We start from the raw sequence: 26,159 nt of genomic DNA on the forward strand, positions 1-26,159 counted from the left end.
GCCAAGAGCTCTGGAGGCAGCATGGGATTGTTGGATGGCAAGGTCGCCCTCATCGTCGGCATCGCGAACGAACGGTCCTATGCCTGGCACATCGCCAAGGCGCTCATCGACCACGGCGCCACGTGCGCCTACACGTGCCTGCCCGGAGAGAAGAACCAGCGCCGCACTGAGCGGGCGGTCCAGGCATTGCCCGGCAACGGCGGACAGAATCCGCTCGTCGTTCCCATGGATGCCGGGAGCGATGACGACATCGACCAGGCCATCAAGGCGTTCGAGTCCCGCTATCAGGCAATGCACGTGCTCGTGCACTCGATCGCCTTTGCCGATCGGACGTACTTGGCCCACGGCCAGTTCATCGAGACCCCGCGCGACGCATTCCTGAGCGCCGTCGACATCTCGGCCTACACCCTGCTGGGGCTCAGCCGTCGATGCCGCGACCTGCTGGCGAAGGAGGGCGGCTCGGTCATGGCCATGAGCTACTACGGAGCCGAGAAGGTCGTTCCCGGGTACAACGTCATGGGCGTCGCCAAGGCGACGCTCGAGGCCACGGCCCGCTATCTGGCGGGCGATCTGGGGGCGCAGGGCATCCGCGTCAACACGATCTCGGGCGGCTACCTGCGCACGCTGGCATCCAGTGCGGTCGGCGGGGCCGACAAGATCAGCGAGCAGAATCTCGAGCGATCGCCGCTGCGTCGAAACGTCGAGGGTGGTGACGTGGGAAACACCGCCGTCTACCTGGCCAGCGATTTGAGCGCGGGGGTGACCGGCGAGAACATTTATGTCGATTGTGGGGCCAACATCGTCGGCGTGTAGAGAAATCTGGGGCACTTTGTTTGGGTGCCGTGAGGTTATTCTTGAAGGCCGGGGAGCGATCGGGCCGATGACTACGACATGAGCGTTGCGCCCACCAGTGCGGCAGCGGCATTGGCCTCGCAAGCGGCATCGACGGAACGAGCCAGCAAGGTCCAGACCACCGCGAAGGAAGCCGACAAGCAGCGTCGGGTGAAGCATGGTCAGCAGACCGGCGATCGCGTCGTCCTGAGCACCGAGGCCGTTCAGCCCAAACAGAGTGCTACCGAACGCTCCGAGGCCGACCCGCACGAGCAAGCCGTGCCATCGGACGACGTGAGGCACATCGACGTCGAAGGATGATGCCCCGTCTTCCGGCTCAGGCAGCCAGCGAACGAACGGTGGAGAGCGCTTCGATCATCGCCAGAACCTGCTCTCGCGTCTCGGGATTGACCGTGAGCCAGTCGGCGGTCATCACCTCGTCCACGACGTCGTCGAGCACGTAGGCAACGCGGGGACGGTCAATCAATGCCGTTGCGTAGGCCAGGCCGGCGGCGAGTTTGCCCAGCGTCTCGGCTCCACCCCGGTTGTATGAGATGTCGGAGATCAGGTACTCCATCGGGTCGACCAGCGGTTCGGGACGCTCGATCGACAGTCGCTCGTGCCCGGTCAGCATCAGGTCGAACCCAAGGACTTCGTGTCCCCCGGCGAACGCGGCCACGCACGCTCGAAGGCAGGTTTCGCCTTCGGCCGGACCGAGGCGCCCAATCGTGCGGGCGGCGGCCACGCGCTCGTCGGGGAGCATGCCGCAACCCGTCCAGGAGAGGTACGCGGCCAGCAGGCGCATCGCGGCATAGTCCACATCGCCGATACCGTCTCGCTGCCGCTGGTGGAGCATCGCCGCCAGGTTCGAGCAGGCACGGTCGAGCGCCGGATCCGAGACGACCGGCGAGCCGAGCATCAGGCCGAGCGCTGGCCGCCCGCGCAGGCGGTCGCCGAATCCCAGCCGGCTCGGATAACGGCCGAGCAAGGCCGCGACCTCCAGCAACGATCGCAACACCGCTACGGCGCCGGCATCGCTCCAGTCGAACGACGCCAGGGTCACACGCGCAGGATCGATGCGCAAGGGGAACAGCGAGGAGTAACTCAGCGGCAGCGCAAGCGACCAGTCGTGCCAGGCAGCCGGGTCATCGGGGCTCTCGGTCACATGGATCACCACCGCGCCATCCGGCTGGCGTTGCTCGATCACGGCATCGAAGCCGAGCCGTCGCCATGTCGACGCGTCGCCTTGGCCGGCAAAGGGCACGAGCAGCACGTCGAGCGCTCCCGGAACTCGCTTCAGTTCTACAAGGTGCTCTTCGGCCAGACGAACGCCAATCCGGAGAGGGACTGCGAGCGACGCCCCGGGCGTCCCGCCGGCCTCGCGCAGCCGCTCGAGCCACGCGGGAACCTGACCGCCGGAGCAACTGCGGATGATTGAAATGGCACCTTCGGTCGTACCCGCCAGCAACTGCCGCGGCAACGAAACGGCGGACGGCAGCGCCGGGGCTTCCGTGTGAGTAACGGCCTCATCGACCGTCGCCGTCACCGGCTCGGCCTCATCGAATTGATCGCGATCTACGCCGGCCTCGGTTAAATGAGCAGATCCGAACCGCCGTGGCGTTGAAGCCATTGCTCGGCCAAAGCACCAGCGGCCGCCAAGCACGGTCCCGATAATCCAGAGCCCCGCCGGCACGCCCAGGAGCGAGCGTGTAAGCCATGACGCGCCCAGGAGCCACGCCGTGAGCACGACGGCGCACACGCCGACCACCCACGCAAGTCCCGAGACCGCCGACGTGTCCTGGCCCACCGGAGTGGTCGAGCCCCGCTGCATCCGAAGGGGTGTGTTCATCGTCCCCACATCGACTCAGCACGGGCGATGCTGGCGTCGCCAGAACAAGGGCATGCCACGATATGGGTGAATCTGCAGGTCGCGCCGCGTGCGCGGCCGGGACGAATAGTTATCCGCCGTTGGATGGGTGCTGAAGTCGTTCGAGCGCGGCGATCACGTCACGAGGCTCGGCCCGATTCCGGTAATCAGCATCTAGGAACGCCCAGCGGATCTGGCCGTCCTGATCAATGACGTATGTTGCCGCAAGGGGAAGTTCGCCGGACTGGTCTCCGTTGAACGCGCTGAGCCCGAAGTTCTTCTCGTAATTGGCCTGCACGCCCTCGGTGAGTTCGAAGACAACGCCGTACGCCCGCGCCACGTCGTTGCCGACGTCGCTGAGCACCTGGAATTCCAAGTCACTCTTCTCGGCCGTGGAGAGCGACTTATCGGGCAGTTCGGGCGTCAACGCGACCAGCGTGGCGCCGAGGCCCTGGATCTCATCGAGCCGCTGCTGATAGGCCGCGAGCGTCAGATTGCAGTACGGGCACCAGCCGCCGCGGTACCACAAGAGCACGACCGGCCCCTGTTCCAGCAGGCTGGCAAGGCTGACGTCCTCTCCCTTCTGATTCTGGAGCGTGAAGCCCGGGGCGTCGTCGCCCACCTTCTTTGCCTGCTCGACGACGCCGGCGTCGACGACGGCCTGGATGCCATCGGCATACAGCGTCTTGATCTCATCGGTTGCCCGCTGTTCGAAGGCGGCTTTCCTTGCCTCCAGTTCGCTCGCGAGCGTTACGGTCGACGATGGCTCCTCGGTCACGGTCTGCTCCTGGGTGGCGGCGTCAGGAGCTGGGCCGGAAGCCGATACCTCGGTTTCCTGCTCGCAACCGACCAATGCGAACGAAGCCACGCCCAGCAGGAGCGTGGCCACGGTAATGGACGATGTCTTGGGAATGGTCATGGGGCAGGGACAGAGTGCCCAGCCCACACGTTTATTCCCGGGATCGCCGACTTGCCGAGATTACTTCCGGAACCAGGAAGTGATGGCGTGCATCGTCACAGCGCGGCCCATGGCGCCGATGGACTCGGTGAGCGGGATCTCCTTGGGACAGACCTTCACGCAATTCTGCGCATTGCCGCAGTCGACGACGCCGCCGGGGCCCATGAGGGCTTCGAGACGCTCGGCCTTCAGTTGCTTGCCCGTTTCGTGCTCGTTGAACAGTCGCGCCTGGCTGATTGCATGGGCGCCGATGAAGCTCGTGGGCCACTGGTCGGGGTCTTCTTCGAGCTGGTACTGCGGACAAGCCTCCAGGCAGCAACCGCACGACATGCAGGTCGAGAGCTTGTACCGCGTGCCTTGCTTATCAGGCGCTTCCCTGGGACCTGCGCCCAAGTCGTAGGTGCCATCGATCGGGACCCATGCCTTGACCCGCTTGAGGGCGTGGAAGAGACGCTCGCGGTCGACCCACAGGTCACGAATCACCGGAAACTTGCTCATGGGCTCGAGCGCGATTTCATCGCCCTCGTCTGGCGCAATGTTCTCAATGAGCGCGGTGCAGCTCTGCCGAACCTTGCCGTTGATCAGCATCGTGCACGAGCCACAAACCTCTTCCAGACAACCCGAATCCCAGACCACGGGCGTCGTCTTCTTGCCCTCGACCGTCGTGGGATGTGCCGCGACCCACTGGAGGCACGAGATGATGTTGCCCCCCGGCTCGCGCGGCACGTCGAAGGTCTCCCAATACGACGCCTTCCCCGGTCCATCGCACCGCTTGATGCGGATCCGCACGGTCTTGTTCTTGGTGGACTGCTGCGTGGCGATCATTCGTTGCTCGCTTCCTTGGACTCGATTGGATCAGCTGCCACTGGTCGCTGCTGGCTTCTTGCCGTTGATGTCCGGCTGGGCATCGGGGTTCGCGACACGCCGGTTTGCCTTGGGGTCATCGGCCGTCGACGGACCGTTCTTGGCCGGCGAGTCTTCCTCGACCTTGCCGTACGTACGCGGCCGCGGCTTCACCAGGCTCGTCTGCACGTCTCGGTAGCTGATCTGGTGCTGCTCGGCCCCGGTCTTGCCGGCCACGAATTGGGCGACGGTGGTCTTGAGGAACCGCTCATCGTCGCGATCGGGGAAATCGGTCCGATAGTGCGAGCCGCGGCTCTCTTCGCGGAGCAGGCTGCACTTGGCGATCGTCTCGGCCAGCACCAGCATGTCGCCCACCGCACGGCTGTAGCTCAGGGACTGATTGGTCCATGCCGCGGCATCGGCCAGGCGGGCGCGACTGAATCGCTCCCGCAATGAAGCGAGCGTGTCGAGCGTCTTGCCCAGGCGCTCGGCGGTCTTGACAACCGTGCATGAGGCCTCCATGACCTCGCCCATCTCCTTGCCGATCAGGTAGGGGTTGGTGTCGTCATCGCCTTCGGCGCCTTCCACCGAATCGAGCAGCCGGTCGACCTTGGCCTGTTCCTGCTCGACCACGCGATCGAACACGCTCTGATCGACGTTCTCGATGGGCCGCTCGGCGGGCGAGCCTTCCTTCACAAAGTTGGCCACGCCCTGGCCACAGTACAGGCCGTCGAAGATGCAGCTCAACAGGGCGTTGGCGCCCAGGCGGGTCGCGCCGTGGTAGGCAAAGTTCACTTCGCCGAAGGCGTAGAGCCCGTCGACGTTGGTCATCATGTTGTTGGGGGCGCCGAGCATCATGCCGCGGCCGGGCTTGGTGTCGATGGGCGCCACCATGCCGGGCTTGTGCTCGCCGTGGGGCGTGTCGGGTTCGTAGGTGCCCGGTGTGAACTGCGTCCACATGCCGCCCATGGAGTAGTGGACGGCCGGGAAGATGCGCATGGGGTTGAAGCGTGGGTCTTCGCCGGCAAACTTCTCGTAAATCTCCATGATGCCGCCGAGCTTGCGGGTGAGGTACTCGGGGTCCTTGTGGGTCAGGTCGAGGTAGACCTGGTTCTGGCCGCCGATGCCCATCCCGTCGTTGACGCATACGTCAAAGATTTCGCGGGTGGCAATGTCGCGCGGCACGAGGTTTCCGTACTTGGGGTAGCGCTCTTCGAGGAAGTACCACCGCTCGCTCTCGGGAATGTCAGCAGGCTTTCGGTCGTCGCCCTTCTTGCGGGGCACCCACACGCGGCCACCCTCGCCGCGCGCGCTCTCGCTCATCAGGCGGCACTTGTCGGCGCCGGGGATGGCGGTCGGATGCACCTGGATCATCTCGCCGTTGCCGTACCACGCACCAGCCTGGTAACACCGGCTGGCAGCACCGCCCGTGCAGATGATGCTGTTGGTGCTCTTGCCGAAAACCAGCCCGCAGCCGCCGGTGGCCATGATGGTGGCCGCTCCGCGGAACGAGCGGATCTGCATCGTCCGCATGTCTTGGGCCACGATGCCCACGCAACGGCCGTCGCCGTCCAGGCCGTCGACCTCGCCCTCGATGACCGGCCAGAGGAACTCCCAGAACTCGTACTTCTTGACCAGTCCCGAGGCCTCGTACCGCCGTGTCTGCTCGTCGAGTGCGTACAGCAACTGTTGGCCCGTGGTGGCGCCGGCGAAATGGGTGCGCTTGAAGAGCGAGCCGCCAAAGAGACGCAGGTCGCGCTGTCCCTCGTTGGTACGGTTGAAGGGCACGCCCATGCGGTCGAGCAGGTCGATGACCTTGGGCGCGAAGTTGGCCATCTCGAGCACGGGGCCCTGGTCGGCAAGGTAGTCGCCGCCGTAGATAGTCTCGTCGAAGTGCTGGTACTCGCTGTAGCCCTGCTGGCGTGCGATCTCGTTACAGGCGTTGATGCCGCCCTGGGCGCACACGCTGTGGCTGCGCTTGACGGGCACCATGCTGAACAGGTCGACGGGGATGCCGGCCTCGGCGATCCGCACCGTCGCGGCCAGACCGGCCAAGCCCCCGCCGACGACGATGACGCGTTGCTGCTGCTGCACTGTGGGGCCTCCGATTCGGTGGACTGCGAAGTCCGTTGCGAGCCTGTGCTTCCGCCCTACCAAAGTATCGCGAGCATCGGCATATTTTCAACCACGATTGAAACTCATGAAACCCTCAGCCGGTCCGGGGTTTCCAGTCCCCCACCTCACCGGCGTCGGCGGATGGCGCCCGCTCGGTTCCCTCAGCCGGGGGCTCGTCGGGCTGCTCGATGCCTTTGCTCTCGATGTAGGCCTCGTAGGCCGCCTCGCCCTTCTTCTCTGAGAACATGTGGCGTTCGACGGCGTGGGCCTCGTCGTAGTTAAGGGTCATCGCTGCAAACAGGGCCGACCAGCCAGCCAGCATGAGCATGGCGCCGATGCCCGCACAGGCGACGCCCCACCGCCGCTGGGCCTTGGCCGAAATCGTGAGGCCCCACGTAATGGCGGCGGTCCACAGGCCGTTGGCGAAGTGGAAGACCAGCGCGGTCACGCCGACCATGTAGAGCACCGACACGGCGACGCCGGCGAGTGTGAAGCCGTCGGTCGACCCCTGCATCGCAGCCGCGAGGGTGGACGCGGAGAAGCTGTGGCTCCACCTGGTGCCCTCGGGAACGAGCCAAGACCAGCCCCAGCGAAGCGTGGCGACGTGGTACACGATGAAGAGGATGCCAACATAGCCGGTAATGCGCTGGAGCGTGTACCGCCAGTTGTCCTGGTAGCTGTATCGCTGCAGATTCGACTTGCCCGTGGTTGCGTAGTAGACGCCCAGAATGCTGTGGAAGGCGATCGAGACCCAGAGCGTAATCTCGATCAGCAGCAGGTGCGGGACCTGCTCGTTAATCCAGGTCACTTCGTGTTGAAAGTACCGCACGCCGCCCTCGGCGACGGACAGGCCCTCGCCTTCGCCCCGCAGCGCGAAGCGGCCCCAAGCGAGCGAGGAATTCGTCACGAGGTGGGCGACGAGGAACACACCGATGGGCACGATCCCCGTCAGCGAGTGCAGGCGACGCATGAGGAAGTGGAGCTGCGTCTGGTTCTGGCTGGGCTTGGAGGGAGTGTCTGATCCGCTTGCCACGCGAAGGCTCCTGATCGAGTTTGGGGACGCGGTGACGCCTGGGTGTTATCGGCTCGTCGGCGTTCCGGCGTGAGCCTGGACCGCACTGACGCTGTCTGCGTTATTGAGTTGTGAACCCCGGGCCAGCGCCCTGGCCGCCCTGGCCGATGTCGACCTGCTTGGCCCGGCCCTCGGCGATCGCCTTGTCGACGGCCTTGTTGACCTCGACATACTGCAGGCGGAGTTCGTGGGCGGTCTGCTTCACGGTCTCGGCCTCTTCCTCGGTGAGATTACCCTGGGTCTTCTCTTCCAGCGTGCTCAGCAGATCGACGTGGAACTTGGCCAGATCCATGGCGACCATCGCGCGACCGGTCTGAGGATCGGGGAACGCCCCCATATACAGCAGGGCCTGGGTCGCGAGGATCTGGACGATGCCCATGATGTCGGCCGGCGGCAGCTCGCGTTCGGAGGCCTGCTGGGCCTTCTCCTGAGCCTGCTGGGCAAGCTTCTGTCGCTCGGCTTCGGCCTGGCTCTTCCAGTCGGAATCGATGATCAGCTTGGGCTCGTTCTCTTGATCGGCCACGTTGCCTCCTTCTTTCTGGGACGACTGCCCCGGGCGTGGGCTCCAGGGCGAGAGTACCCTCCATGGTGAGCGTAGGCGGAAAAGCGGAGATTGCCGTCAGTATTCGCAGCATGCGCGGGACTTTGCGCACGGCTGCGGTACTGCTCGCAGCGTTCCTGGCAGGGTGCACGGGGCGAGCCAACGACCAACGTGTGGGTTTGCGGCCGGCTGATTTCGCCGCCCAGCCCTCGCCGGACGCCCCGGGAATCGGCGTCGGAACGTCACCAGCTCTCGAACCAGTCCAGCGACCCGAACCGATCGACGCGGGCCGGTTTGCCTCGGCAGACGTGGTGCTGGTGCCCCCGCCTGTGGAGGCGACTGCGCTCCCGGCCGGACCGCAGCCCGAGCCAGCCTCCGAGCCCCAGAGGCCCGCCGTGGTCCTGTTGGATGTCAAGGTCGGCGAGGTCAACAACAAGGCGATCTTCGCGGCCGAGTTCCTTGACCCGCTCGCGCAGCGTTTGCGCGCGCTTGCGTACCAGGACGTGGACACGCCCGATGGCGGCACGGTGTCGGAATTGGTCCCGCTGGCGACGTGGCAGCGGCAGGCGTCGGCCATCATCACCGAGCAGCTCGAGATATTCATCACGAATGAGTTGGTCATCGCCCAGGGCCTTGCGAGCTTCACGCCTGCCCAACGGGCGGGCCTGCGAAACTTCCTGGGTTTGGCTCGCGGCGATCTGGAGCGACGCTCTGGTGGCAGCATCACCCGGGCCGTCCGCACGCTGGGCACCGGGCAGACGCTCAGCGAGTATCTCCAGGAAGTTCGAAACCGGCAGCTCATCAACCGCTTTGGCGACGACCTGAGACGAAGCATCGTCGTGACGCGCAGTGACGTGGAACGCGCCTACCTCCAGCGCTACGGAAACGATCGCAAGCCCTCCAACATGACCTTTCGGGAGATCCGAGTTCGTCTTGACGATGAGCAGTCGGCGGCTCGCATCGCGCGCCAGCTGTCCCGCGGCGAGCCCTTTGCCGAGGTTGCCACCGACGAGGCGAACACGTCTCGGCGGAGCGAGGGCGGGCTTTGGCCGCCGATCAGCTTCACGGGCGAGTTCGACGAGGCGACCTTCTTCCCGAGTGATCCCGAGCTCGACGAAGCGTTGCGAGGCCTGACGCCGGGCGAGTGGGCCGGTCCGATCGAGAGCGATCGCTACACGCACTGGATCTACCTGGACGGCATCGAAGTAGGCTACAAGACCTGGGCCGAGGCGCAAAGCGAGCTTCGGGCCGAGCTCTACGACCGGCGGCTGGAAGAGGCCTATCAGCGCGAAATGGCTCGCTTGTTCGAGCAAGCCGGGCTGGAAGACCGTGCCGCCATGCAACGCGAGTTGCTTGCGGTCGCCACCGAATGGTTCTACCCAAAGCGGTAGCGTCGCGGTGCGCGTGGGTCGTCGTGACAAGCTGGGACCACTCGGAGAACGGGCCGCCGCTCGCTATCTGCGACGACTGGGCTATCGCGTACTCGGCCGGAATCTGGAGACTCGCTTCGGCGAAGCCGACCTTCTCTGCCGGGCGCCGGGTGGATGCATCGTGGTGGTCGAGGTGAAGGCGCGTCGGTACCGCACGGGCGCCCCACCACCCGAGGCTGCGGTCACGCTGGCCAAGCGCCAACGCCTGGCGCGAATCCTGGAACACCTCGTGCGGACCAATGGCTGGGAATCTCGCCCGCGGCGCATCGACGTGATTGCCGTCGAGTTCCACAGCCGACGCTGGCGAGGGCCGCGGCCCGAGATCCGCCACATCGAGAACGCCGTTCTCCGGGGGGGCGGTGTGCGCTAGCGCGTAGGTATGGCGCCGGGTTCATCGGCGGGCGAAGCCCCGGTCGGAGCCGACCAATCCCGGCGGCCCGCCAGGCGATCCCTGAATTGTGCCTCGGCCCGGCGTTCCTCGACGATCTGGAGGTCCAGCCGGAGCGGAACGATGACGCTGAACATCGAGCCGCGCCCCATGTCGGACACGAGCTGGATCTCACACTGAAGCACGCCCGCCAGTTCCTTAGCGATAGCCAGGCCCAGCCCGGTGCCGGCATGCTCACGCGTGCGGCTCGCGTCGACCTGGGTGAACTTCTCGAAGACGCGCTCCTGGTCTTCGGGCGAGATGCCCGGCCCGTTATCGATGACGCTGATGCGAACACGATCCTGCCCGCTGGCATCGGAGAGCCGTTCGGCCCGCAACTCGACACGCATGGGCCCGGTCGAACCGGGGGCGCCGGTGAACTTGACGGCGTTGGAGAGGAAGTTGAACACGACCTGCTGGAGCTTCTTGGGGTCGGTCTCGATGAGCGGCAGGTCGCGCTCCACGTGCTGGACGAGCTCGATGTGGCGGCGCTGGGCGAGCGGGTCTACCAGGCCGATGAGCGTCTCGCAGAGCGCGGGAACGCTGACCGGCTGCACGTGGAGCTCGAAGCGGCCGGCCTCGAGTTTCGCCATCTCGAGCAAGCCGTTGATCATTTCCAGCAGGTCGCGCCCGGCGGTATGGATGTACTGCAAGTACCGCATGCGCTTGGCGCGCTGTTCGGGCGTTTCGGCGACGCCCTGCTCGCTCGACTGGGCAATCTCCAGCAGCAATTCGGCGAAACCGTTGATGGAGTTCAGCGGCGTGCGGAGCTCGTGACTGACGTTGGCCAGGAAGTCGCTCTTGAGCCGGTTGGCGTCGAAGAGGATCTTGTTCGCCTCGGCCAGTTCGCTGACGCGACTCTCCAGGGCGCTTCCGGCCGCGCGGAGGCGTTGTTCGTTGGCCTGCAACGCGCTGAGCATGGCGTTGAACGCGTTAGCTAGCTCTTCAAACTCGTCGCGCGTGCCCACGTCCACCCGATGGGTCATGTCTCCCTCGCGTACGCGGTCGGCCGCACGCCGGAGCACCTCGACCGGCTTGAGGATGATGCGATGCAGCAATATATAAAACAGCCCCACCGCCACCGCGAGCACCGCGGCACCTGCGTTGAGCAGGTAGATGGCATTCACCGCCATGAGCCAGGCGGCGCCCTCTGCCGGACGCTCGAGGGTGATGATGCCTTCCAGGCGTCCGGGGGTCGCAGACTGATCCGGATCGGCGGGCGGCGTGGAAGGGCCGCGGATGGCGCGGGCGTATCGCTCCGTGCGTTCGGTACGCGTCAGGATGCGCCACTGGTACTTCCAGCTGTGGTCGCGCAGTTCCGACTTGGGGTTCTGCTCTCGCTGGAATCGGTTCAGGGCCCGACGCAGGAACGGATCGTCCTGGGCCTGGCGTTCGGCCGAGGCGGGTGTATGCCAGGTGGCGACGATGCCCAGACGATCGGTCGGCTCGCCGGGCTCGGGCCAGGCCCCCTCTCCGGCGGCACGCCAGCTATCCACCTTCTGACGGCTGAGCTGGAGTTCGCCGCTGGTGACGAGCGCGCTCATGCGGAGCCAGGCCACGCCCAGCGCGATCGCGATGATGAGCACCAGGGCGGCGCCGAACAGGACCAGCGCCTTATCGGCCAGCGCCAGCCGGCGGATGCGGTCGAAGATGGCGCCTGCCAGCTTGAACATGAGCCCGACATGGTAGTTCGGCGGTCGGGTCGGCCGCGTACCATCCCGGCCTATGCCCCGCGTGTACCTCGAGACGTTCGGCTGCCAGATGAACGAACTGGACAGCGAGTTGGTGGCCGGCCGTCTGGCCCAGCTCGGCTATGCCATGACACGTCGGTCCGAAGAGGCCGACGTGGTGCTCTACAACACATGCTCGGTGCGTGAGCAGGCCGAGCAGAAGGTCTGGAGCCGTTTGGGCGAACTCAAGAAGACCAAGAGGGATCGGCCCGGACTGGTCGTGGGCGTGCTGGGTTGCATGGCAGAGCGGGACGGCGCCGACCTGATGAAGCGGATGCCCGTGGTCGACATCATGTGCGGGCCTGGGGAACTGGACAAGCTCCCCGAACTGCTGGACAACGCCGTGAGGGCCCGGGCGTCCCTGAATGGGGACCAGTCCGCGAGCCAGGCGGCGTTGCAAGGCAATACGAGCCGGCGCAGCCAGACGCTGGCGGCCGCCGAGGACCAACTGGAATTGCTGGATCTCTCGCGGACGATCTCGCCGGTGGACCCCAGTGGGAGCCATCGCAGCGCGTACGTGCGGATCACGCGGGGGTGCAACAAGTTCTGCACGTACTGCGTCGTGCCGTTCACGCGCGGGGCGGAGATCCACAGACCGCCCGAGCACATCATCGAGGAGTGCAAGCGGCTGGCCGACGCGGGCGTGGTCGAGGTGACGCTGCTGGGCCAAACGGTGAACCACTACCGCTTCGAGCACGGGGCATCGGTGACGGTGGGCGGCGTGGTGCAGCCCCAGAAGGGGCGGACGTACAAGGGCAGCCACCATCGCGACGCGTTCGCCGGCACGAACGTGACCACGTTCGCCGACCTGCTCCACCAGATTCACGAGCGGGTGCCGGGCATCAAGCGGCTTCGGTTCGTGACGAGTTACCCGAAGGACTTCGGCAACGACGTGCTGGAGGTGATGCGTGACAGCGAGCGGATCTGCCGCTACCTGCACGTGCCGGCCCAGAGCGGCAGCGATGCGATGCTGAAGCGGATGAACCGGGGCTACACCGTGGGTGAGTACCTCGAGTTCCTCGACCGGGCACGACAATTCCTGCACCAGCCGGAGATTGGCCGGCCGCTCATGCTCAGCGGCGACATCATCGTGGGCTTCCCGGGCGAGACCGACGAGGATTATCAGGGCACGGTCGAGTTGCTCGAGAAGAGCCGGTACAAGAACTGCTTCATCTTCAAGTACTCGCCCCGGCCAGGTACGGTGGCCTACGACCGAATCCCCGACGACGTTCCCGATGCCGTCAAGCGCGAGCGGAACAACCACCTGCTGGGCGTACAGGCCCGCATCGGCGAAGCGATCGGCCACGAGCAGATCGGGCAGACGTTCGACGTGCTCGTCGAGGGCTTGAGCCAGAAGCAACTCAAGGCGTCGGGCCTAACCAATGCCGCGCGCAAGCCGCGGACGATCGAGGTGACCATCGGCGGGTCGGCGGTCGCAACGGCGCCGATCGTCGAGGAGGTCGAAGACGCATCCGGCTTCGTCCAGGTCACCGGCCGCAGCGATGGCGACCTGATCATCCACTTCGACGCCGAAGATGCGCGGCACGCCCGCTCGCTCATCGGCCGCATCGTGCCGGTCCGGGTGGAATCTGCCAGCGGCCTCTCGCTCGGCGGACGACGCCTCCATCGTTGATGCCGCGTTGATATCGCTTCGATAGGCGGTTTCGCCGCCGTTTTTTGAGTTTTTGCGTACGTTCGGTGGGGATCGTCGGCGAGGGGGCCTAGTGTCACCCACATCCGCTTGTTGTGCGCCGGCAAGGCTTGAGACATCATTTGCTCGCCGCGCTGTTCGTGCGCACCGGGCATCGCAACAACGCCTCGAACCGCCCAACCGAAAGAGAGGGCCCGATGAAGCAGAGCTTGCGAAGGCTCATGACCGAAGACCTGCCGCAGAACTACGGCAAAGATCCCAACGTCGTGCGCGACACCGATAAGTATGTCGAAGAGTACGTGCACGGATTCGTGGACAAGTGGGACGAACTCATTGACTGGGATGAGCGCGCCAAGAGCGAGGGCGACTTCTTCATCGAGGAGTTGCGTCGCCGGGGCGTCAAGCGCGTCCTGGACGTTGCCGCCGGCACGGGATTCCACTCGATTCGATTGATCGAAGCGGGCTTCGACGTCGTGAGCGTCGACGGCAGCCCGACCATGCTTGCCAAGGCGTTCGAAAACGGCCGGCGGCGTGGGCACGTGCTCCGGACGCGCCACGCCGATTGGCGCTGGCTCAACCGTGACGTCATGGGCCGCTTCGACGCGGTGATCTGCCTGGGCAATTCGTTCACGCACCTGTTCAACGAGCGCGACCGCCGCAAGGCGCTGGCTGAGTATTACTCGGCCCTGGTGCACGACGGCGTGCTCATCCTCGATCAGCGCAACTATGACTCCATCCTCGACAACGGCTTCAAGAGCGATCACAAGCACTACTACTGCGGCGAGCAGGTGACCGCCGAGCCGGAGTACTTCGACGATGGACTGTGCCGTTTCTGCTACTCGTTCCCTGATGGCTCCAAGTACCACCTGAATATGTTCCCGCTGCGCAAGAACTACACGCGGCGGCTGCTGGGCGAGGTCGGCTTCCAGCGGATCGACACGTTCGGCGACTTCAAGGAAACCTACCACGAGGACGATCCGGACTTCTTCATCCACGTGGCCGAGAAGCGCTACGACTCGCTCGAGCCCGAGGCGGATTCGCCGGGAGACCTGACCAAATGAGCCACGCCCCCAGCACCGAGAAGGCCACCCAGACCGCGCGCGACTACTACAACAGCGCTGATGCGGACAACTTCTACGCCATCGTCTGGGGCGGGCAGGACATCCACATCGGTCTCTACGAGAGCCCGAGCGAGCCCATCGCCGACGCCAGCCGACGCACCGTCGACCACATGGCCGATCGCGTGGCCGATCACCTGACCAAGCTGGGCGACAAGGCCACCGTGCTGGACATCGGCGCCGGCTACGGCGGGGCCGCCCGGCGGCTCGTCGAGCGCTTCGGCTGCAAGGCCGTGTGCCTGAACCTGAGCGAGGCCGAGAACGAGCGCAACCGCCAGCTCACCGCCGAAGCCGGGATGCAGGACAACATCGAGGTCATCGACGGCAGCTTCGAAGACATTCCCATGCCCGATGGCGCCGCCACGCTTGTCTGGTCGCAGGACGCCATCCTGCACTCGGGCGATCGTCCCAAGGTGCTGGCCGAGGTCGACCGCGTGCTGGCCAGCGGCGGACGATTCGTCTTCACCGATCCGATGCGCAGCGACGACTGCCCCGAGGGCGTGCTCCAACCGATCCTTGATCGCATCCACCTGAGCGATCTTGGCTCTCCCGGCTTCTACCAAGACGAGGCAAAGAAGCTCGGCTGGAAGAACCATGGCTTCGAGGACCTGACGCACCAACTGGTCAACCACTACACCCGCGTACTCGAGACCACCGAGGAGCTTGGCTCCGAGCTGGAGGGCAAGGTTTCGCCGGATTACGTCGAGCGGATGAAGAAGGGCCTGGGCCACTGGATCGAGGGCGGCAAGGCCGGCCACCTGGCGTGGGGCATCTTCCACTTCGAGAAGCCGTAGAACCCGCGGACGCGGGAATACACACGACATCGGGAGCCGCCTGCATGAGCGAGCAAAAGCGCGAGGAGTCTTCGCCGGGCGCGGACATGCCCAGCATCGAGCTGGGCCCGCACTTCACGATGCACCCGGTCGTGTTCCCGGTCGCCGCATCGATCGTGATCGCCCTGGTGGTGGCCACGCTGCTGATTCCCGGCGAAGACGTGGGCGCCTTCTTCGGCGCCGTCAAGGACTGGATCGGCACGCGATTCGGCTGGCTCTACGTTGCCACGATGACGGCGCTGCTCGCCTTCGTCGCGTGGCTGGCGCTCAGCCGGCTGGGATCGATCAAGCTGGGCGGCGACGACGAAAAGCCCGAGTTCGGCGTGCTGAGTTGGTTCGCCATGCTCTTCAGCGCGGGCATGGGCATCGGCCTGGTCTTCTGGGCAGTGGCCGAGCCGGCGTATCACTACGCGAGCCCTCCGCCGGGCGTGGCGCAGGGTCTCGCGCCATCGCGCGTGTCGATGGCGGTCACGATCTTCCACTGGGGGCTGCACCCATGGGCGCTGTATGCCGCCGTGGGGCTCGGGCTGGCGTACTTCGGCTTTCGCAAGAAGATGCCACTGAGCTTTCGCAGCTTTCTGTATCCGATCTTCGGCGAGCGCGTGTGGGGCCCCCTGGGCGACGCGGTAGACGTGCTGGCCATTGTGGCGACGCTCACGGGCGTGGCCACCAGCCTGGGGCTGGGCGCCCAGCAGGTCAACGCCGGGCTTGGCTACCTCTTCGGCGTGCAGCAGGGCGCCGGCACGCAGGTCATGCTCATCGCCATCATCACCGCCATCGCGACGGTCTCGGTCGTTCTGGGGCTGAGCGCGGGCATCCGGCGTTTGAGCGAAGTCAATCTCGTGCTGGCCTTCCTGCTGCTGATCACCGTCGTCGTGGGCGGCGGGGTCGTCGCGTTCCTGGCCAGCACGGTGGAGAACACCGGGGCCTACCTGCAACTGCTGCCGTTCAATGCCCTTCGCACCGGCGCGGGCGGAGGCGAGGGCTCGACGTGGCTCAACGGCTGGACGGTCTTCTACTGGGCGTGGTGGATCAGTTGGTCGCCCTTCGTGGGCCTGTTCATCGCGCGCATCAGCCGGGGCAGGACGATCCGCCAATTCGTGCTGGGCGTCGTGCTCGTGCCCACGCTGGTGGGCATCGTGTGGCTGAGCGCCTTCGGCGGCGCGACGCTTCGCCAGCACACGGCCCACGAGCGCCTGGCGACCCTTGCCCAGGCCGACGTGCGGGCCGACGTTGACGCAGACGCGGATGCCCTAGCCCTTCCCACCTTCCCCGTCACGGTCGAGGGCTCGGACACGGTCATCACCCGGCCGCTGACGACGCTCGAGTACGTCGCGGACCCCGACGTCACGGTGGTTACCGAGGACGGCTCGTCCAACATCGATACGACCTCCACGGCGCTGTTCGTGCTGCTCGACTCGATGTTTGAGGCCAAGTGGATCGCGATGCTGGCTGCCGGCGTCGCGACGCTGTGCATCGTGCTGTTCTTCGTGACGTCCAGCGATTCGGCGTCGATGGTCATCGACATCATCGCCAGCGGCGGCAACCCCGATCCGCCCGTGGGCACGCGGCTGTTCTGGGCCATCAGCGAGGGCGTGGCCGCCGGCGTGCTGCTGCTCTCGGGTGGCTTACTGGCCCTGCAATCGGCCTCCATCGCCGCAGCACTGCCCTTCACGCTGGTGCTGATCGTGGCGTGCTTCGGGCTGACCAAGGCGTTGCTGGCCGAGCCGGTGGCCCGACGCGTGCCAGGGCCGATCAGCGGGCGGCCGGGCTCGAAGCGCCTGTAGCCGCGACCCGCCTGCTGGCAACCCGAACGCCGCGCGCAATACCTTCGCGCGTCATCGACCCGCCCATAGCATGATGCCTGAGCCGCAGCAGCGGCCAAGGGGGGCGTCATGCATTACGGTGGTTTCCGGGTTCTCGGGATCGCGATCCTGCAGGGCTTCTTTGGTTGTGCGCTGGCGGCAGCGCAGGTCGAGGCTCCGCCGGCCGAGGTCGTCTACCACGGCGGGACGATCATCACGATGGACGATGACCGGCCGCTGGCCGAAGCCGTCGCGGTGCGTGGCGGGCGCATCGTGGCCATAGGCGACGCCGACGAGGTGATGCGCCTGGCCGGAGCGGACACGTCCATCGTGGATCTGGGCGACCAGGCGCTCCTGCCGGGCTTCGTCGATTCGCACGGGCACGGCTACGTGCTGGGCATCCAGGCGACGACCGCCAACCTGCTGCCACCGCCCGATGGGCTGGGCGCCGACGTCGCGTCGTTGCAGGCGTTGCTGCGCGACTGGGCCGAAGCGAATGCCCAGGCCATCGAGCGCGTGGGCTGGATCGCGGGCTTCGGCTACGACGACGCCCAGCTCGCCGAGGGACGACACCCCACGCGCGACGACCTCGACGCCGTCTCGACCGACGTGCCGATCATCATCATCCACCAGAGCGGGCACCTGGGCGTCGCGAACAGCAAGGCCCTGGAACTGGCGGGCGTGACGGCCGAGACCGAGGATCCGGCTGGCGGCGTATTCCGCCGGCGCGCCGGTTCGCGCGAGCCCAACGGCGTGTGCGAGGAGTACGCCTTCTTCGCCGTGCTGGCCAAGCTCAGCGAGCGCTTCGACGACGATGTCAACGAGTACCTGGTCGTCCGCGGCATCGAGCTGGCGGCGTCCTATGGCTACACGACGGTGCAGGAGGGCCGGGCCATGCAGCCGGCGCTCGACGCCATGGCGCGCGTGGCGGCCAGAGGCGAGTTGCCCGTTGACCTGGTGGCCTACCCCGACGTGCTGGCGATCGACCGGCCGAACATCACACACGACTACGAGAGCAACTTCCGCATCGGCGGCGTCAAGCTGACCATCGACGGCTCGCCCCAGGGCAAGACCGCCTGGCTCACCGAGCCCTACTTCGTGCCGCCCGAGGGCCGCGATGCCCAGTACGCCGGCTATCCGGCCGTGCGAGAGAGCGTCGCGAAAGACGCCGTGCAGAAGGCCTACGCCAACGGCTGGCAGATCCTCTGTCACGCCAATGGCGATGCGGCGATCGACCTGTTCATCGAGGCGGTCGCCCAGGCGCAGGCCGAGCACCCAGGCGTAAACAACCGCCCGGTGCTCATCCACGGCCAGACGCTGCGCAAGGACCAGGTCGCGCGCCTCGACGAGCTTGGCATCTTCCCCTCGCTCTTCCCGATGCACACCTTCTATTGGGGCGACTGGCACCGCGACTCGGTGCTGGGGCCGCAGCGTGCCGACGACATCTCCCCCACCGGCTGGCTGATGGAGCGTGGCATGATGTTCGGCACGCACCACGATGCGCCGGTTGCCCTGCCCGACTCGATGCGGGTGCTCTCGGCCACCGTCACACGGCGCTCGCGTAGCGGCGACATCATCGGCCCGGTGCACCGCGTGCCGGTCGAGACCGCCCTGAAGGCCATGACCCTCTGGCCCGCGTGGCAGCACTTCGAGGAGGGCGCCAAGGGCAGCATCGAGGTGGGCAAGCTGGCCGACCTGGTGATCCTCTCGGCCGATCCGTTGCAAACCCCCGAGGAAGATATTGCGAATCTGAAGGTACTCGAGACCATCAAGGCCGGCCGCACCGTCTACCAGCGGCCCGAGGGCAACGCCCGCCTCTCCTCGCCCGCGCTCTTCGGCCTCGCGGGCGTGCACGAGCACACGCCCAGCCCCTTCGCCCGCTACGCCCCCGTGTGCGGCGACGGCTGCTTCGCGCGTGGCTTGAGCCTGCTGCATGGCGTGTACCTGGGGGCGGGCGAGCAGGATCACGGCCGCTGAAGGCGGCGCTCTTGGGCTCCCTGGCGTCCCAGAACCGGTTTGCCGCCCGCTGCCCTCGCCGAATCGAAACCCCGCTCCACTGAACGGGGTATAGAACGCGGGACCGGCTCGCCCTTCGTCCGGGCCGCGAGAACGGGGAGGCACGCCGTGCACCAAGTCACGCTCGCATTCGTGGCCGCTGTGGCCGTCACTGGCTCGATGGCGCATGCCCAGCCGGCTCTGATCGACCTGGGCCTGCCCCCGGGCGCGCAAGACTGCGAAGCCTCGGCGCTCAGCGCCGATGGCGCGATCGTGGGCGGCTCGTGCACCGTGGGCGTGGGGCCGGCGGCCTTCCGCTGGACGGCCGCCGGCGGCTTCGACCTCATCGACCCGGACCAGGCGTTCTTCTGGACGACCGCCGACGCCATGAGCGCCGATGGCCGGTCGGTCGCCGGGCTCGCGATCGAGGACGACGGCGCGACGACCTACGGCTTCCGCTGGACGCCCGACACCGGGATCGTGATGCTCCCGCCGCCCGCGGGACTGGACCGCACCTGGGCCAACGCCATCAGCGGCGACGGCGCGACGGTCGTGGGCAGCGCGGTAGGCGGCGGCGACGGGCGGGCATTCCTGTGGACGCCCGATGGCGGCACCGAGAACCTCGGCGTGCTGCCCGGGGCGATCGATTCGGCCGCGCGGGCCATGAGCGCCGATGGCCGGGTCGTCGTAGGCGTCAGCGGCGACGAACCGTTTCGCTGGACGCGCGCGGACGGCATGGTCTCGCTGGGCCTGCCGACGACGGCCACCAGCGCCACGGCCATAGCCGCTTCGGCGGACGGCTCGATCATCGCCGCCAACGCGTTCATGGATGGTCTGCAACGCGCGCACCTGTGGACGCAGGCGGACGGCTTCGTGGCCCTGCCCGTGCCCGGGGGCGCCACGCGGACGACCATCGAGGCCATCAGCGCCGATGGGTCGACCGCGGTGGGTGCGCTGGGCATCCCCGCCAACCGCGCGATGTACTGGCGCGCCGACGTCGGCACGGTGTTCCTGGCCGACTACCTGGCCGACCTGGGCGTCGACGTCAGCGGCTGGACGCTGCTGACCGCCCGCGCTGTGAGCACCGATGGCTCGACGGTCGCCGGCGTGGGCTTGCTCGATGGCCAGCAGCGCGCCTTCCTCATCACCGGCCTGCCGGCCACCGCCCCGTGCCCGGCCGACCTGGACGGCGACGGCCGGCTGACGGTGTTCGACTTCCTCGAGTTCCAGAACCTCTTCGTCGCCGGCGACCTTCGCGCCGACTTCGATCGCGACGGCGAACTCACGATCTTCGACTTCCTGGCGTTCCAGAACGCGTTCGATGCGGGGTGCTGACGCGGCGGGCGGCGAGTCGGCGTTTTCTCGGCCGGGGGCGCGGGCGGGTGTAGGGCGGTCTTGCCGCGCGCCGGGAAATGGGGAACCCCCAAGGCCCGCAACGCGAAAGCTCATCCATGCCGCTGGTGACTCTCCTCGTCGCGTGCCTCGCCCTCACCGCCCCCACCACCCCCGCGATTCTGGCCCAGAGCACTGACCAGCGCGCTGACCAGCCCGAGCCCGCGGTCGTCCAGCCCACCCCCACCCTTACCCCCGCACCGGCCCGCACCTCGCCCTTCGACGCCATCTTCATCGACGACGACGGCGCGATCACGGTGCGCGTGTACCGAGCCGCAGGGCCAGTCGAGGGGCGGTTGGTCAGCATTGGCGAACTCTCGGCCGAGGCGCTGGTCGATTCGGCGCGGCTGCGCTCTGGGTCGTGGTGGAAGAAGCGCATCGCCGAGGACCTGGCTGACGCGATGGAGGCGGCGACGGGCCAGCGGCCGCCCACGGTCGTGCGGATCGTCATCGAGACCAATGAAGGGCGGCGCGAGGTCGAGGCGGCCTTTACGCGCTCGAAGCGCGACCGCATCTGGGCGTCGGACTACGGCCAATCGCCCGAATCGCAGGGTAGCGATGGCGAGTCCGAGGCCCTGACCGAGGTCGAGCCGCACAGCGGCGCGGCGGTGCTCGAGCTGGCCGCCGACCTGATGGAAACACGCTGGAGCTACCGCCACGTGCACCCGGACATCGACGTGCGCAGCGCGCTGGGGGTGGCCGTGGGCGGCACGAACGACGACCAGCCGCCGGCAACGGCCGACATGGTCGCGGCGATGCTGCGCGTGCTGGCCATGTTCCCCGATGGGCACGCGGGGGTGGGCGGCTGGGACGAAGCCTTCCCCCACGCGCTGCCAGCCATGACGGTGTGGATGGGACCCGATCGTGAACATGGGCGCGTGGCGCTTCTGCGCATCGGCGAGGACGGCGTTGCCGAACCAGTCGACGCCGCCATGCCGTTCCTCCTGGCCATAGACGGCCTGCCGATCGAGCGATGGATGGAGGCTGCGAGGCTCCTCGAGCCCACCGCCCGCAGCGGCAGCGATTGGCACGCGGCCAAGCTGCTGCGGCACGTGCCGCTGCTGCGCCACACGATGGGGCTGGATGCTTCGGACACGGCGCTCGTGCGGCTGTCCTCGGCCGATGGCAGCGAGCAGCGCGACATCGAAGTGCAGCTCACCGAGAGGCGATCCGAGAATCGGCCGCGGCCGTGGCGAGCGGGCGAGGCGATCGAGCCGTTCGACGCCGTCGTGCTCGACGTCCGCCCCGGCACGCCGCAGCGAATCATCGACGCGTTGAGCACGAGCCACGGGGGCCGTCGCACGCTGGAGGGCGGCGTGGGCTACATCCAGCTCTCCAGCATGGACGCTTCGCCCGAGACGATCACCGGCCTGATGGAGGCGATGCACGCCTTCGTCGATGCGCCCGGCCTGATCATCGACGTACGCGGCAACGGTGGCGGCAGCCGCGTGCCGCTGCTCGTGCTGTGGCGGTACCCGGCCGGACCGGATGAGGCGCCGCGCGTCGTGACGCTGGCCAAGCCGCTGTTGGGCCCCGATGGCAAGCCGCAGGCCGAACTCGGGGGCAGCCGGTTCATGTACCAAGCCGACTGGTCGGGCTGGTCGGACGCCGAGCGCAAGGCTATCGCGGCGTTCGTCGATTCGTTCGAGCCGCAATGGACGCCGACCAACGCCTTCGGCCCCTGGCACTATCTGGTGCTCGGCGGCGCGCTCAACGCGCGCGAGACCGCATACCTGCGTGAGCCGAAGCACTACGACGGGCCCGTGGTGGTGCTCATGGACGGCGACTGCTTCAGCGCCACGAGCATCTTCCTGGCAGCGCTCGCCACGCGCGAGAACGTCACGCTCGTGGGCACGCCCGCGCCGGCGGGCAGCGGCCGGACGCGGAGCCACGACATCAGCGAAGATCCGCCGCTCGAGCTGCGTTTGAGCACGATGGCCAGCTTCCAGCCCGATGGCCGGCTGTTCGACGGCAACGCCATCGAGCCCGACGTGGTGCGGTGGCCGACGCTTGAGGATCTGGCCGGGCAGACCGACACCCAGCTCGACGCGGCTCTCGAAATGCTGGGGGCCGTGCGCGGGGCGGCGGCCGCGACGAAAACCGGAACACCGACCCGCCATGCCACGCCCCGCCCGCGCTGAACGTCCGCGTGCGGACGGTGGCGGTCTTGCTGGACGGCGAACTGACCATCTTCGACTTCATCGAGTTCCAGAACGCGTTCGATGCGGGGTGCCCATAACCCCGCGTCTCCGTCGCGGGATTTGCTGAGAATTCGTTTCCGGATCCGCCCGCGATCGGGTATATTGACCGTCTGCACGGCGTGCCGGCTGGGGAATGGTCCCGGGCCGGTGCTTCTCGGCCGGGAGGGCTGGTGATGCGAGCAGGATCGAGGCGCGGTGGTGTGGTGCTGGTGGTCTTGGGGCTGCTGGCCGTGCTGTTGGATGGGCCGCGGGCGGTTGGGCAGCCGTGCGAGCCGGAGTGGGCCGAGGGGGTGTTCGGGGTTCGAGGTGTGGACTTCACTGTGCGCGCCCTGGCCACCTTCGATGATGGTGCGGGAAAGGCCCTGTACGTTGGGGGCCAGTTTGCCTCGGCTGGTGGCCAACCCGCTCGCAATCTTGCCGTGTGGGATGGGGCGGCATGGCGGACGTCTGTGCTCGGCCTGGGACTGGACAACGCAGTCAACGCCATGACCGTGTTCGACGACGGAACGGGAGAGGCCCTCTATGTCGGGGGCGCGTTCACCACGGCCGATGGAATCGCGGTCAATCGGATCGCGCGCTGGGACGGCACGGCATGGACCTCGCTTGGCGAGGGCATCGGGAGCCGATTCTCGCGACCCGAGGTGTTCGCCCTGGAGGTCTTTGACGATGGCGCGGGCCCGGCGTTGTATGTCGCCGGCGAGTTCACGACCGCTGGCGGCGAGGCGTGCACCAGTATCGCGCGGTGGGACGGGTCGACGTGGGCGCCGCTGGGCGCAGGGCTCGGACTTGGCACCGACGAAGTCTTTGACCTGGAGGTTTTTGACGATGGCTCCGGGCCGGCCCTGTATGCCGCGGGACGATTCACCGTGGCCGGCGGGACAACAACGTATCACGTGGCGCGTTGGGACGGCTCGGCGTGGTCGCCCGTTGGAACGGTCACCGACAACACCGTCTACGCCCTGGCGGTGTTCGACGACGGAACGGGTCCAGCCCTGTATGCGGGCGGACAGTTCCGCGTTGCCGGCGGCACCCCGGCCAATCGCATCGCACGCTGGGACGGCTCGACATGGTCGCGCGTCGGCGACGGCTTCGATTCCACCGTCCGCACCCTGGCGGTGTTCGATGAAGGATCGGGTCCGGCGCTGTACGCGGCAGGCACGCTGGGCCTTTCGGGGGGCACACGCTTCAACAGCATCGCTCGTTGGAACGGCTCGGCTTGGAACCACGTGGACACGGGGCTCAACGACTACGTGCGTGCTCTTGCCACGTTTGACGACGGCGATGGCCCGGTCTTGTTCGCAGGTGGCGACTTTTCGGCCGCCGGCGATGTCGGGGCCCGCGGCATCGCCGGCTGGAACGGCACGGCGTGGTCACCCCCGGGCGAAGGGCTGAACGATTCGGTCCGTGCGCTGGCGGTACACGACGACGGCTCGGGCGAAGCGCTCTACGCCATGGGCGACTTCACGACGGCCGGCCGCGAGGCCGCCCGCGGCTTCGCGCGATGGGACGGATCGGGATGGACACCGCTGGACGATGGCGCCGATGAACAGGTCAACGCGCTCGTTTCTTTTGACGACGGCTCGGGCTCGGGGCTGTTTGCCGCCGGGCGGTTCACCACCATCGGAACCGTCGCGGCCAGGAACATCGCACGGTGGAATGGCGATGGATGGACGCCCTTGGGTGCGGGGATCGACCAGACCGTCTCCGATCTGGTGTCGTTCGATGACGGTTCTGGCCCGGCGTTGTACGCTGGAGGGAACTTCACGACCGCCGGCGGCGTGCCCGCGAGCGCCGTCGCACGCTGGAATGGCACAGAGTGGGCTCCAGTTGGTGCCGGGCTGATGGGATTCGTGAGTTCGCTGGTGGTCTACGACGAAGGCGCCGGCCCGGCCCTTTTTGCCGCTGGCGGCTTCTCGATCCTTGTCCCTGGAGCGCCCAACAACATCGCCCGCTGGGACGGCTCGGCATGGGCACCCGTGGGTGGGAGCCTAAACGGTCGGGTGCAAGCGCTCGCGGTCTACGACGATGGTTCGGGCCCGGCTCTCTATGCGGCGGGCGAGTTCACGGCCGCTGGTGGGGTCAGCGCACCCGGCATGGCCCGCTGGGACGGGGTGACGTGGGAGCCCGTCGGCCCGGGCTTCAGTCGTCCGATCCGCACGATGGCGGTCTTCGACGACGGCACGGGACCAGCCTTGTACGCTGGCGGCGAGTTCCGCGCGATCTTCGGAGATTTTGATTACATCGCCAAGTGGGATGGCCTGGCGTGGTCAGGACTCGGCACGGGCATGAACCGCGATGTCCTCGCGCTCACGACCTTCGACGACGGTACGGGCCCGGCCCTGTACGCCGGGGGCGCGTTTACCGCCGCCGGGGGCGTGACGTCGGGCTACATCGCCCGCTGGGGCTGCATCGCCCAGCCCTGCCCAGCCGACCTCGACGGCGACGGCGAACTGACGCTGTTCGACTTCCTCGCCTTCCAGAACCTCTTCGACGCCGGCGACCCCGCCGCCGACTTCGACGGCGATGGCGAGCTGACCATCTTCGACTTCCTAACGTTTCAGAACGCGTTCGATGCGGGGTGCGCGTAGCCCCAACGCGTGCTCAGGCCGGACGCACCGCCGACGCCCGCTCGATCAGCAACTCGCCGATGCGGGCGGCGGTCTGCGCGGCATTCCCCTCGCGGTCGATCACCTCGTAGATGATCGCACCCAGCATCAGCAGGCCAAACTGCTGCGCAAAGCCCTCGGGGTCTTCCAGCCCGCCCGCTTCGGCCAGCCCGCGCACGATGCCGCGCAGGGCGTCCACGTTCGCGCGGGCGGCCACGTGGCATGGGTCGTTGGGGTCAGGGAACTCGCTGCACGCGTGGATGAACAGGCAGCCGTTGAAGGCGATATCGTCGAACCAGTCCCGCCACACGCCCCAGATCTCGCGGAGTTGGTCGATCGGGTCGGGCCCGGCCCGATCACGGAGCAATTCGGGTAGCTTCTTGCGCCACCGCTCATCGCGCCGCTGGATGCACGCGAGCGCCAGGTCTTCCTTGCTCTCGAAGTACTTGTAGAACGTCGTCTTGGTCGTGCCGACCTCGGTGAGCACCTGGTCGAGCCCCGTCGCGTGGAAGCCGCGCTGGTAGAACAGGTGAAGCCCGGCTGCGATCAGCCGCTCCCGCGTGTCGCTTTGGCTCGCCTCGGCGCTCATGGTCCGTCCGAGTATACGCGGTTGCTGGTGGTCTGCACGAGTTCTGTTCGGAGGGTGACCACAAGTCAACCGGGGAGGTGACCGAGAGTCAACCTGACTTTTGGAACAACAGTGGTCCAATTCATGGTCTTCGCACCGATTCCACACGCACTCTT

General features: G+C 67.1%; 20 protein-coding genes. 12 read left to right on the forward strand and 8 right to left on the reverse strand.

Annotated features, from left to right (window positions below; translation table 11 throughout):
- Positions 1 to 21 precede the first annotated feature (21 nt).
- Positions 22 to 813, forward strand: a complete 792-nt coding sequence (locus tag RIE32_02440; GenBank protein ID MEQ9095103.1) for an enoyl-ACP reductase — start codon at positions 22 to 24, stop codon at positions 811 to 813.
- Positions 814 to 891: 78 nt separating this feature from the next.
- Positions 892 to 1,152 (forward strand): hypothetical protein, encoded by a 261-nt coding sequence (locus tag RIE32_02445; protein ID MEQ9095104.1) that lies wholly within the window; start codon positions 892 to 894, stop codon positions 1,150 to 1,152.
- A 16-nt stretch (positions 1,153 to 1,168) separates the two neighbouring features.
- Here RIE32_02445 and RIE32_02450 read toward each other — a convergent pair whose 3' ends face one another.
- From RIE32_02450 to RIE32_02475, 6 genes are all read right to left on the reverse strand, one after another.
- A complete protein-coding gene (locus tag RIE32_02450) occupies positions 1,169 to 2,680 on the reverse strand; it encodes a hypothetical protein (GenBank protein ID MEQ9095105.1) in 1,512 nt (503 codons plus the stop codon).
- A gap of 109 nt (positions 2,681 to 2,789) precedes the next feature.
- Positions 2,790 to 3,617, reverse strand: a complete 828-nt coding sequence (locus RIE32_02455) for a peroxiredoxin-like family protein (GenBank protein ID MEQ9095106.1) — start codon at positions 3,615 to 3,617, stop codon at positions 2,790 to 2,792.
- 60 nt (positions 3,618 to 3,677) lie between these two features.
- Complete coding sequence (gene sdhB, locus RIE32_02460; GenBank protein MEQ9095107.1) at positions 3,678 to 4,481, reverse strand: succinate dehydrogenase iron-sulfur subunit; 804 nt, start codon at positions 4,479 to 4,481, stop codon at positions 3,678 to 3,680.
- 30 nt (positions 4,482 to 4,511) lie between these two features.
- The gene (gene sdhA, locus RIE32_02465) at positions 4,512 to 6,593 is read right to left on the reverse strand and encodes a succinate dehydrogenase flavoprotein subunit (protein ID MEQ9095108.1); all 2,082 of its coding nucleotides are present in this window, start codon (positions 6,591 to 6,593) and stop codon (positions 4,512 to 4,514) included.
- Positions 6,594 to 6,708: 115 nt separating this feature from the next.
- Entirely contained in the window at positions 6,709 to 7,647 is a 939-nt protein-coding gene (locus tag RIE32_02470; GenBank protein ID MEQ9095109.1) for a hypothetical protein, read from the reverse strand.
- A gap of 100 nt (positions 7,648 to 7,747) precedes the next feature.
- Positions 7,748 to 8,209, reverse strand: a complete 462-nt coding sequence (locus tag RIE32_02475; protein ID MEQ9095110.1) for a DUF1844 domain-containing protein — start codon at positions 8,207 to 8,209, stop codon at positions 7,748 to 7,750.
- A gap of 413 nt (positions 8,210 to 8,622) precedes the next feature.
- Between RIE32_02475 and RIE32_02480 the strand changes: the two genes are divergently transcribed.
- Together RIE32_02480 and RIE32_02485 are read left to right on the forward strand one after the other, a co-directional pair.
- Entirely contained in the window at positions 8,623 to 9,618 is a 996-nt protein-coding gene (locus tag RIE32_02480) for a peptidylprolyl isomerase (GenBank protein MEQ9095111.1), read from the forward strand.
- 13 nt (positions 9,619 to 9,631) lie between these two features.
- Positions 9,632 to 10,027 carry a YraN family protein gene (locus RIE32_02485; GenBank protein ID MEQ9095112.1) on the forward strand — a complete coding sequence of 132 codons (396 nt, stop codon included), beginning with the start codon at positions 9,632 to 9,634 and terminating at the stop codon, positions 10,025 to 10,027.
- Here the strand turns inward: RIE32_02485 and RIE32_02490 are convergent.
- On the reverse strand, positions 10,024 to 11,757 hold the full coding sequence (locus RIE32_02490) for a HAMP domain-containing sensor histidine kinase (GenBank protein MEQ9095113.1): 1,734 nt from the start codon (positions 11,755 to 11,757) through the stop codon (positions 10,024 to 10,026). The two genes, RIE32_02485 and RIE32_02490, sit on opposite strands and share 4 nt — an antisense overlap.
- 52 nt (positions 11,758 to 11,809) lie before the next feature.
- Between RIE32_02490 and RIE32_02495 the strand changes: the two genes are divergently transcribed.
- From RIE32_02495 to RIE32_02530, 8 genes are all read left to right on the forward strand, one after another.
- Positions 11,810 to 13,447 carry a MiaB/RimO family radical SAM methylthiotransferase gene (locus RIE32_02495; GenBank protein ID MEQ9095114.1) on the forward strand — a complete coding sequence of 546 codons (1,638 nt, stop codon included), beginning with the start codon at positions 11,810 to 11,812 and terminating at the stop codon, positions 13,445 to 13,447.
- Between the two features lie 215 nt (positions 13,448 to 13,662).
- Positions 13,663 to 14,526: a class I SAM-dependent methyltransferase gene (locus tag RIE32_02500; GenBank protein ID MEQ9095115.1), complete on the forward strand. Its 864-nt coding sequence runs from the start codon at positions 13,663 to 13,665 to the stop codon at positions 14,524 to 14,526.
- Positions 14,523 to 15,377 (forward strand): methyltransferase domain-containing protein, encoded by an 855-nt coding sequence (locus RIE32_02505; protein ID MEQ9095116.1) that lies wholly within the window; start codon positions 14,523 to 14,525, stop codon positions 15,375 to 15,377. Before RIE32_02500 ends, RIE32_02505 begins: the two co-directional genes overlap by 4 nt.
- 44 nt (positions 15,378 to 15,421) lie before the next feature.
- Complete coding sequence (locus RIE32_02510; protein ID MEQ9095117.1) at positions 15,422 to 17,203, forward strand: BCCT family transporter; 1,782 nt, start codon at positions 15,422 to 15,424, stop codon at positions 17,201 to 17,203.
- A 108-nt stretch (positions 17,204 to 17,311) separates the two neighbouring features.
- Positions 17,312 to 19,198 carry an amidohydrolase gene (locus tag RIE32_02515; GenBank protein MEQ9095118.1) on the forward strand — a complete coding sequence of 629 codons (1,887 nt, stop codon included), beginning with the start codon at positions 17,312 to 17,314 and terminating at the stop codon, positions 19,196 to 19,198.
- A 147-nt stretch (positions 19,199 to 19,345) separates the two neighbouring features.
- Complete coding sequence (locus RIE32_02520) at positions 19,346 to 20,551, forward strand: GC-type dockerin domain-anchored protein (protein MEQ9095119.1); 1,206 nt, start codon at positions 19,346 to 19,348, stop codon at positions 20,549 to 20,551.
- 116 nt (positions 20,552 to 20,667) lie between these two features.
- On the forward strand, positions 20,668 to 22,749 hold the full coding sequence (locus RIE32_02525; GenBank protein ID MEQ9095120.1) for a S41 family peptidase: 2,082 nt from the start codon (positions 20,668 to 20,670) through the stop codon (positions 22,747 to 22,749).
- Between the two features lie 233 nt (positions 22,750 to 22,982).
- A complete protein-coding gene (locus RIE32_02530; GenBank protein MEQ9095121.1) occupies positions 22,983 to 25,397 on the forward strand; it encodes a GC-type dockerin domain-anchored protein in 2,415 nt (804 codons plus the stop codon).
- 13 nt (positions 25,398 to 25,410) lie between these two features.
- Here RIE32_02530 and RIE32_02535 read toward each other — a convergent pair whose 3' ends face one another.
- Entirely contained in the window at positions 25,411 to 26,004 is a 594-nt protein-coding gene (locus tag RIE32_02535; GenBank protein MEQ9095122.1) for a TetR/AcrR family transcriptional regulator, read from the reverse strand.
- Between the last annotated feature and the right edge of the window lie 155 nt (positions 26,005 to 26,159).

The organism is Phycisphaerales bacterium (genome assembly GCA_040221175.1).
Classification (GTDB): domain Bacteria; phylum Planctomycetota; class Phycisphaerae; order Phycisphaerales; family UBA1924; genus JAHCJI01.

Coding starts and splice junctions, on each gene's coding strand:
- RIE32_02440 (MEQ9095103.1), top strand. CDS start 22: ATGGGATTGTTGGATGGCAAGGTCGCCCTCATCGTCGGCATCGCGAAC.
- RIE32_02445 (MEQ9095104.1), top strand. CDS start 892: ATGAGCGTTGCGCCCACCAGTGCGGCAGCGGCATTGGCCTCGCAAGCG.
- RIE32_02450 (MEQ9095105.1), bottom strand. CDS start 2,680: ATGAACACACCCCTTCGGATGCAGCGGGGCTCGACCACTCCGGTGGGC.
- RIE32_02455 (MEQ9095106.1), bottom strand. CDS start 3,617: ATGACCATTCCCAAGACATCGTCCATTACCGTGGCCACGCTCCTGCTG.
- sdhB (MEQ9095107.1), bottom strand. CDS start 4,481: ATGATCGCCACGCAGCAGTCCACCAAGAACAAGACCGTGCGGATCCGC.
- RIE32_02490 (MEQ9095113.1), bottom strand. CDS start 11,757: ATGTTCAAGCTGGCAGGCGCCATCTTCGACCGCATCCGCCGGCTGGCG.
- RIE32_02495 (MEQ9095114.1), top strand. CDS start 11,810: ATGCCCCGCGTGTACCTCGAGACGTTCGGCTGCCAGATGAACGAACTG.
- RIE32_02500 (MEQ9095115.1), top strand. CDS start 13,663: ATGAAGCAGAGCTTGCGAAGGCTCATGACCGAAGACCTGCCGCAGAAC.
- RIE32_02505 (MEQ9095116.1), top strand. CDS start 14,523: ATGAGCCACGCCCCCAGCACCGAGAAGGCCACCCAGACCGCGCGCGAC.
- RIE32_02510 (MEQ9095117.1), top strand. CDS start 15,422: ATGAGCGAGCAAAAGCGCGAGGAGTCTTCGCCGGGCGCGGACATGCCC.
- RIE32_02515 (MEQ9095118.1), top strand. CDS start 17,312: ATGCATTACGGTGGTTTCCGGGTTCTCGGGATCGCGATCCTGCAGGGC.
- RIE32_02525 (MEQ9095120.1), top strand. CDS start 20,668: ATGCCGCTGGTGACTCTCCTCGTCGCGTGCCTCGCCCTCACCGCCCCC.
- RIE32_02530 (MEQ9095121.1), top strand. CDS start 22,983: ATGCGAGCAGGATCGAGGCGCGGTGGTGTGGTGCTGGTGGTCTTGGGG.
- RIE32_02535 (MEQ9095122.1), bottom strand. CDS start 26,004: ATGAGCGCCGAGGCGAGCCAAAGCGACACGCGGGAGCGGCTGATCGCA.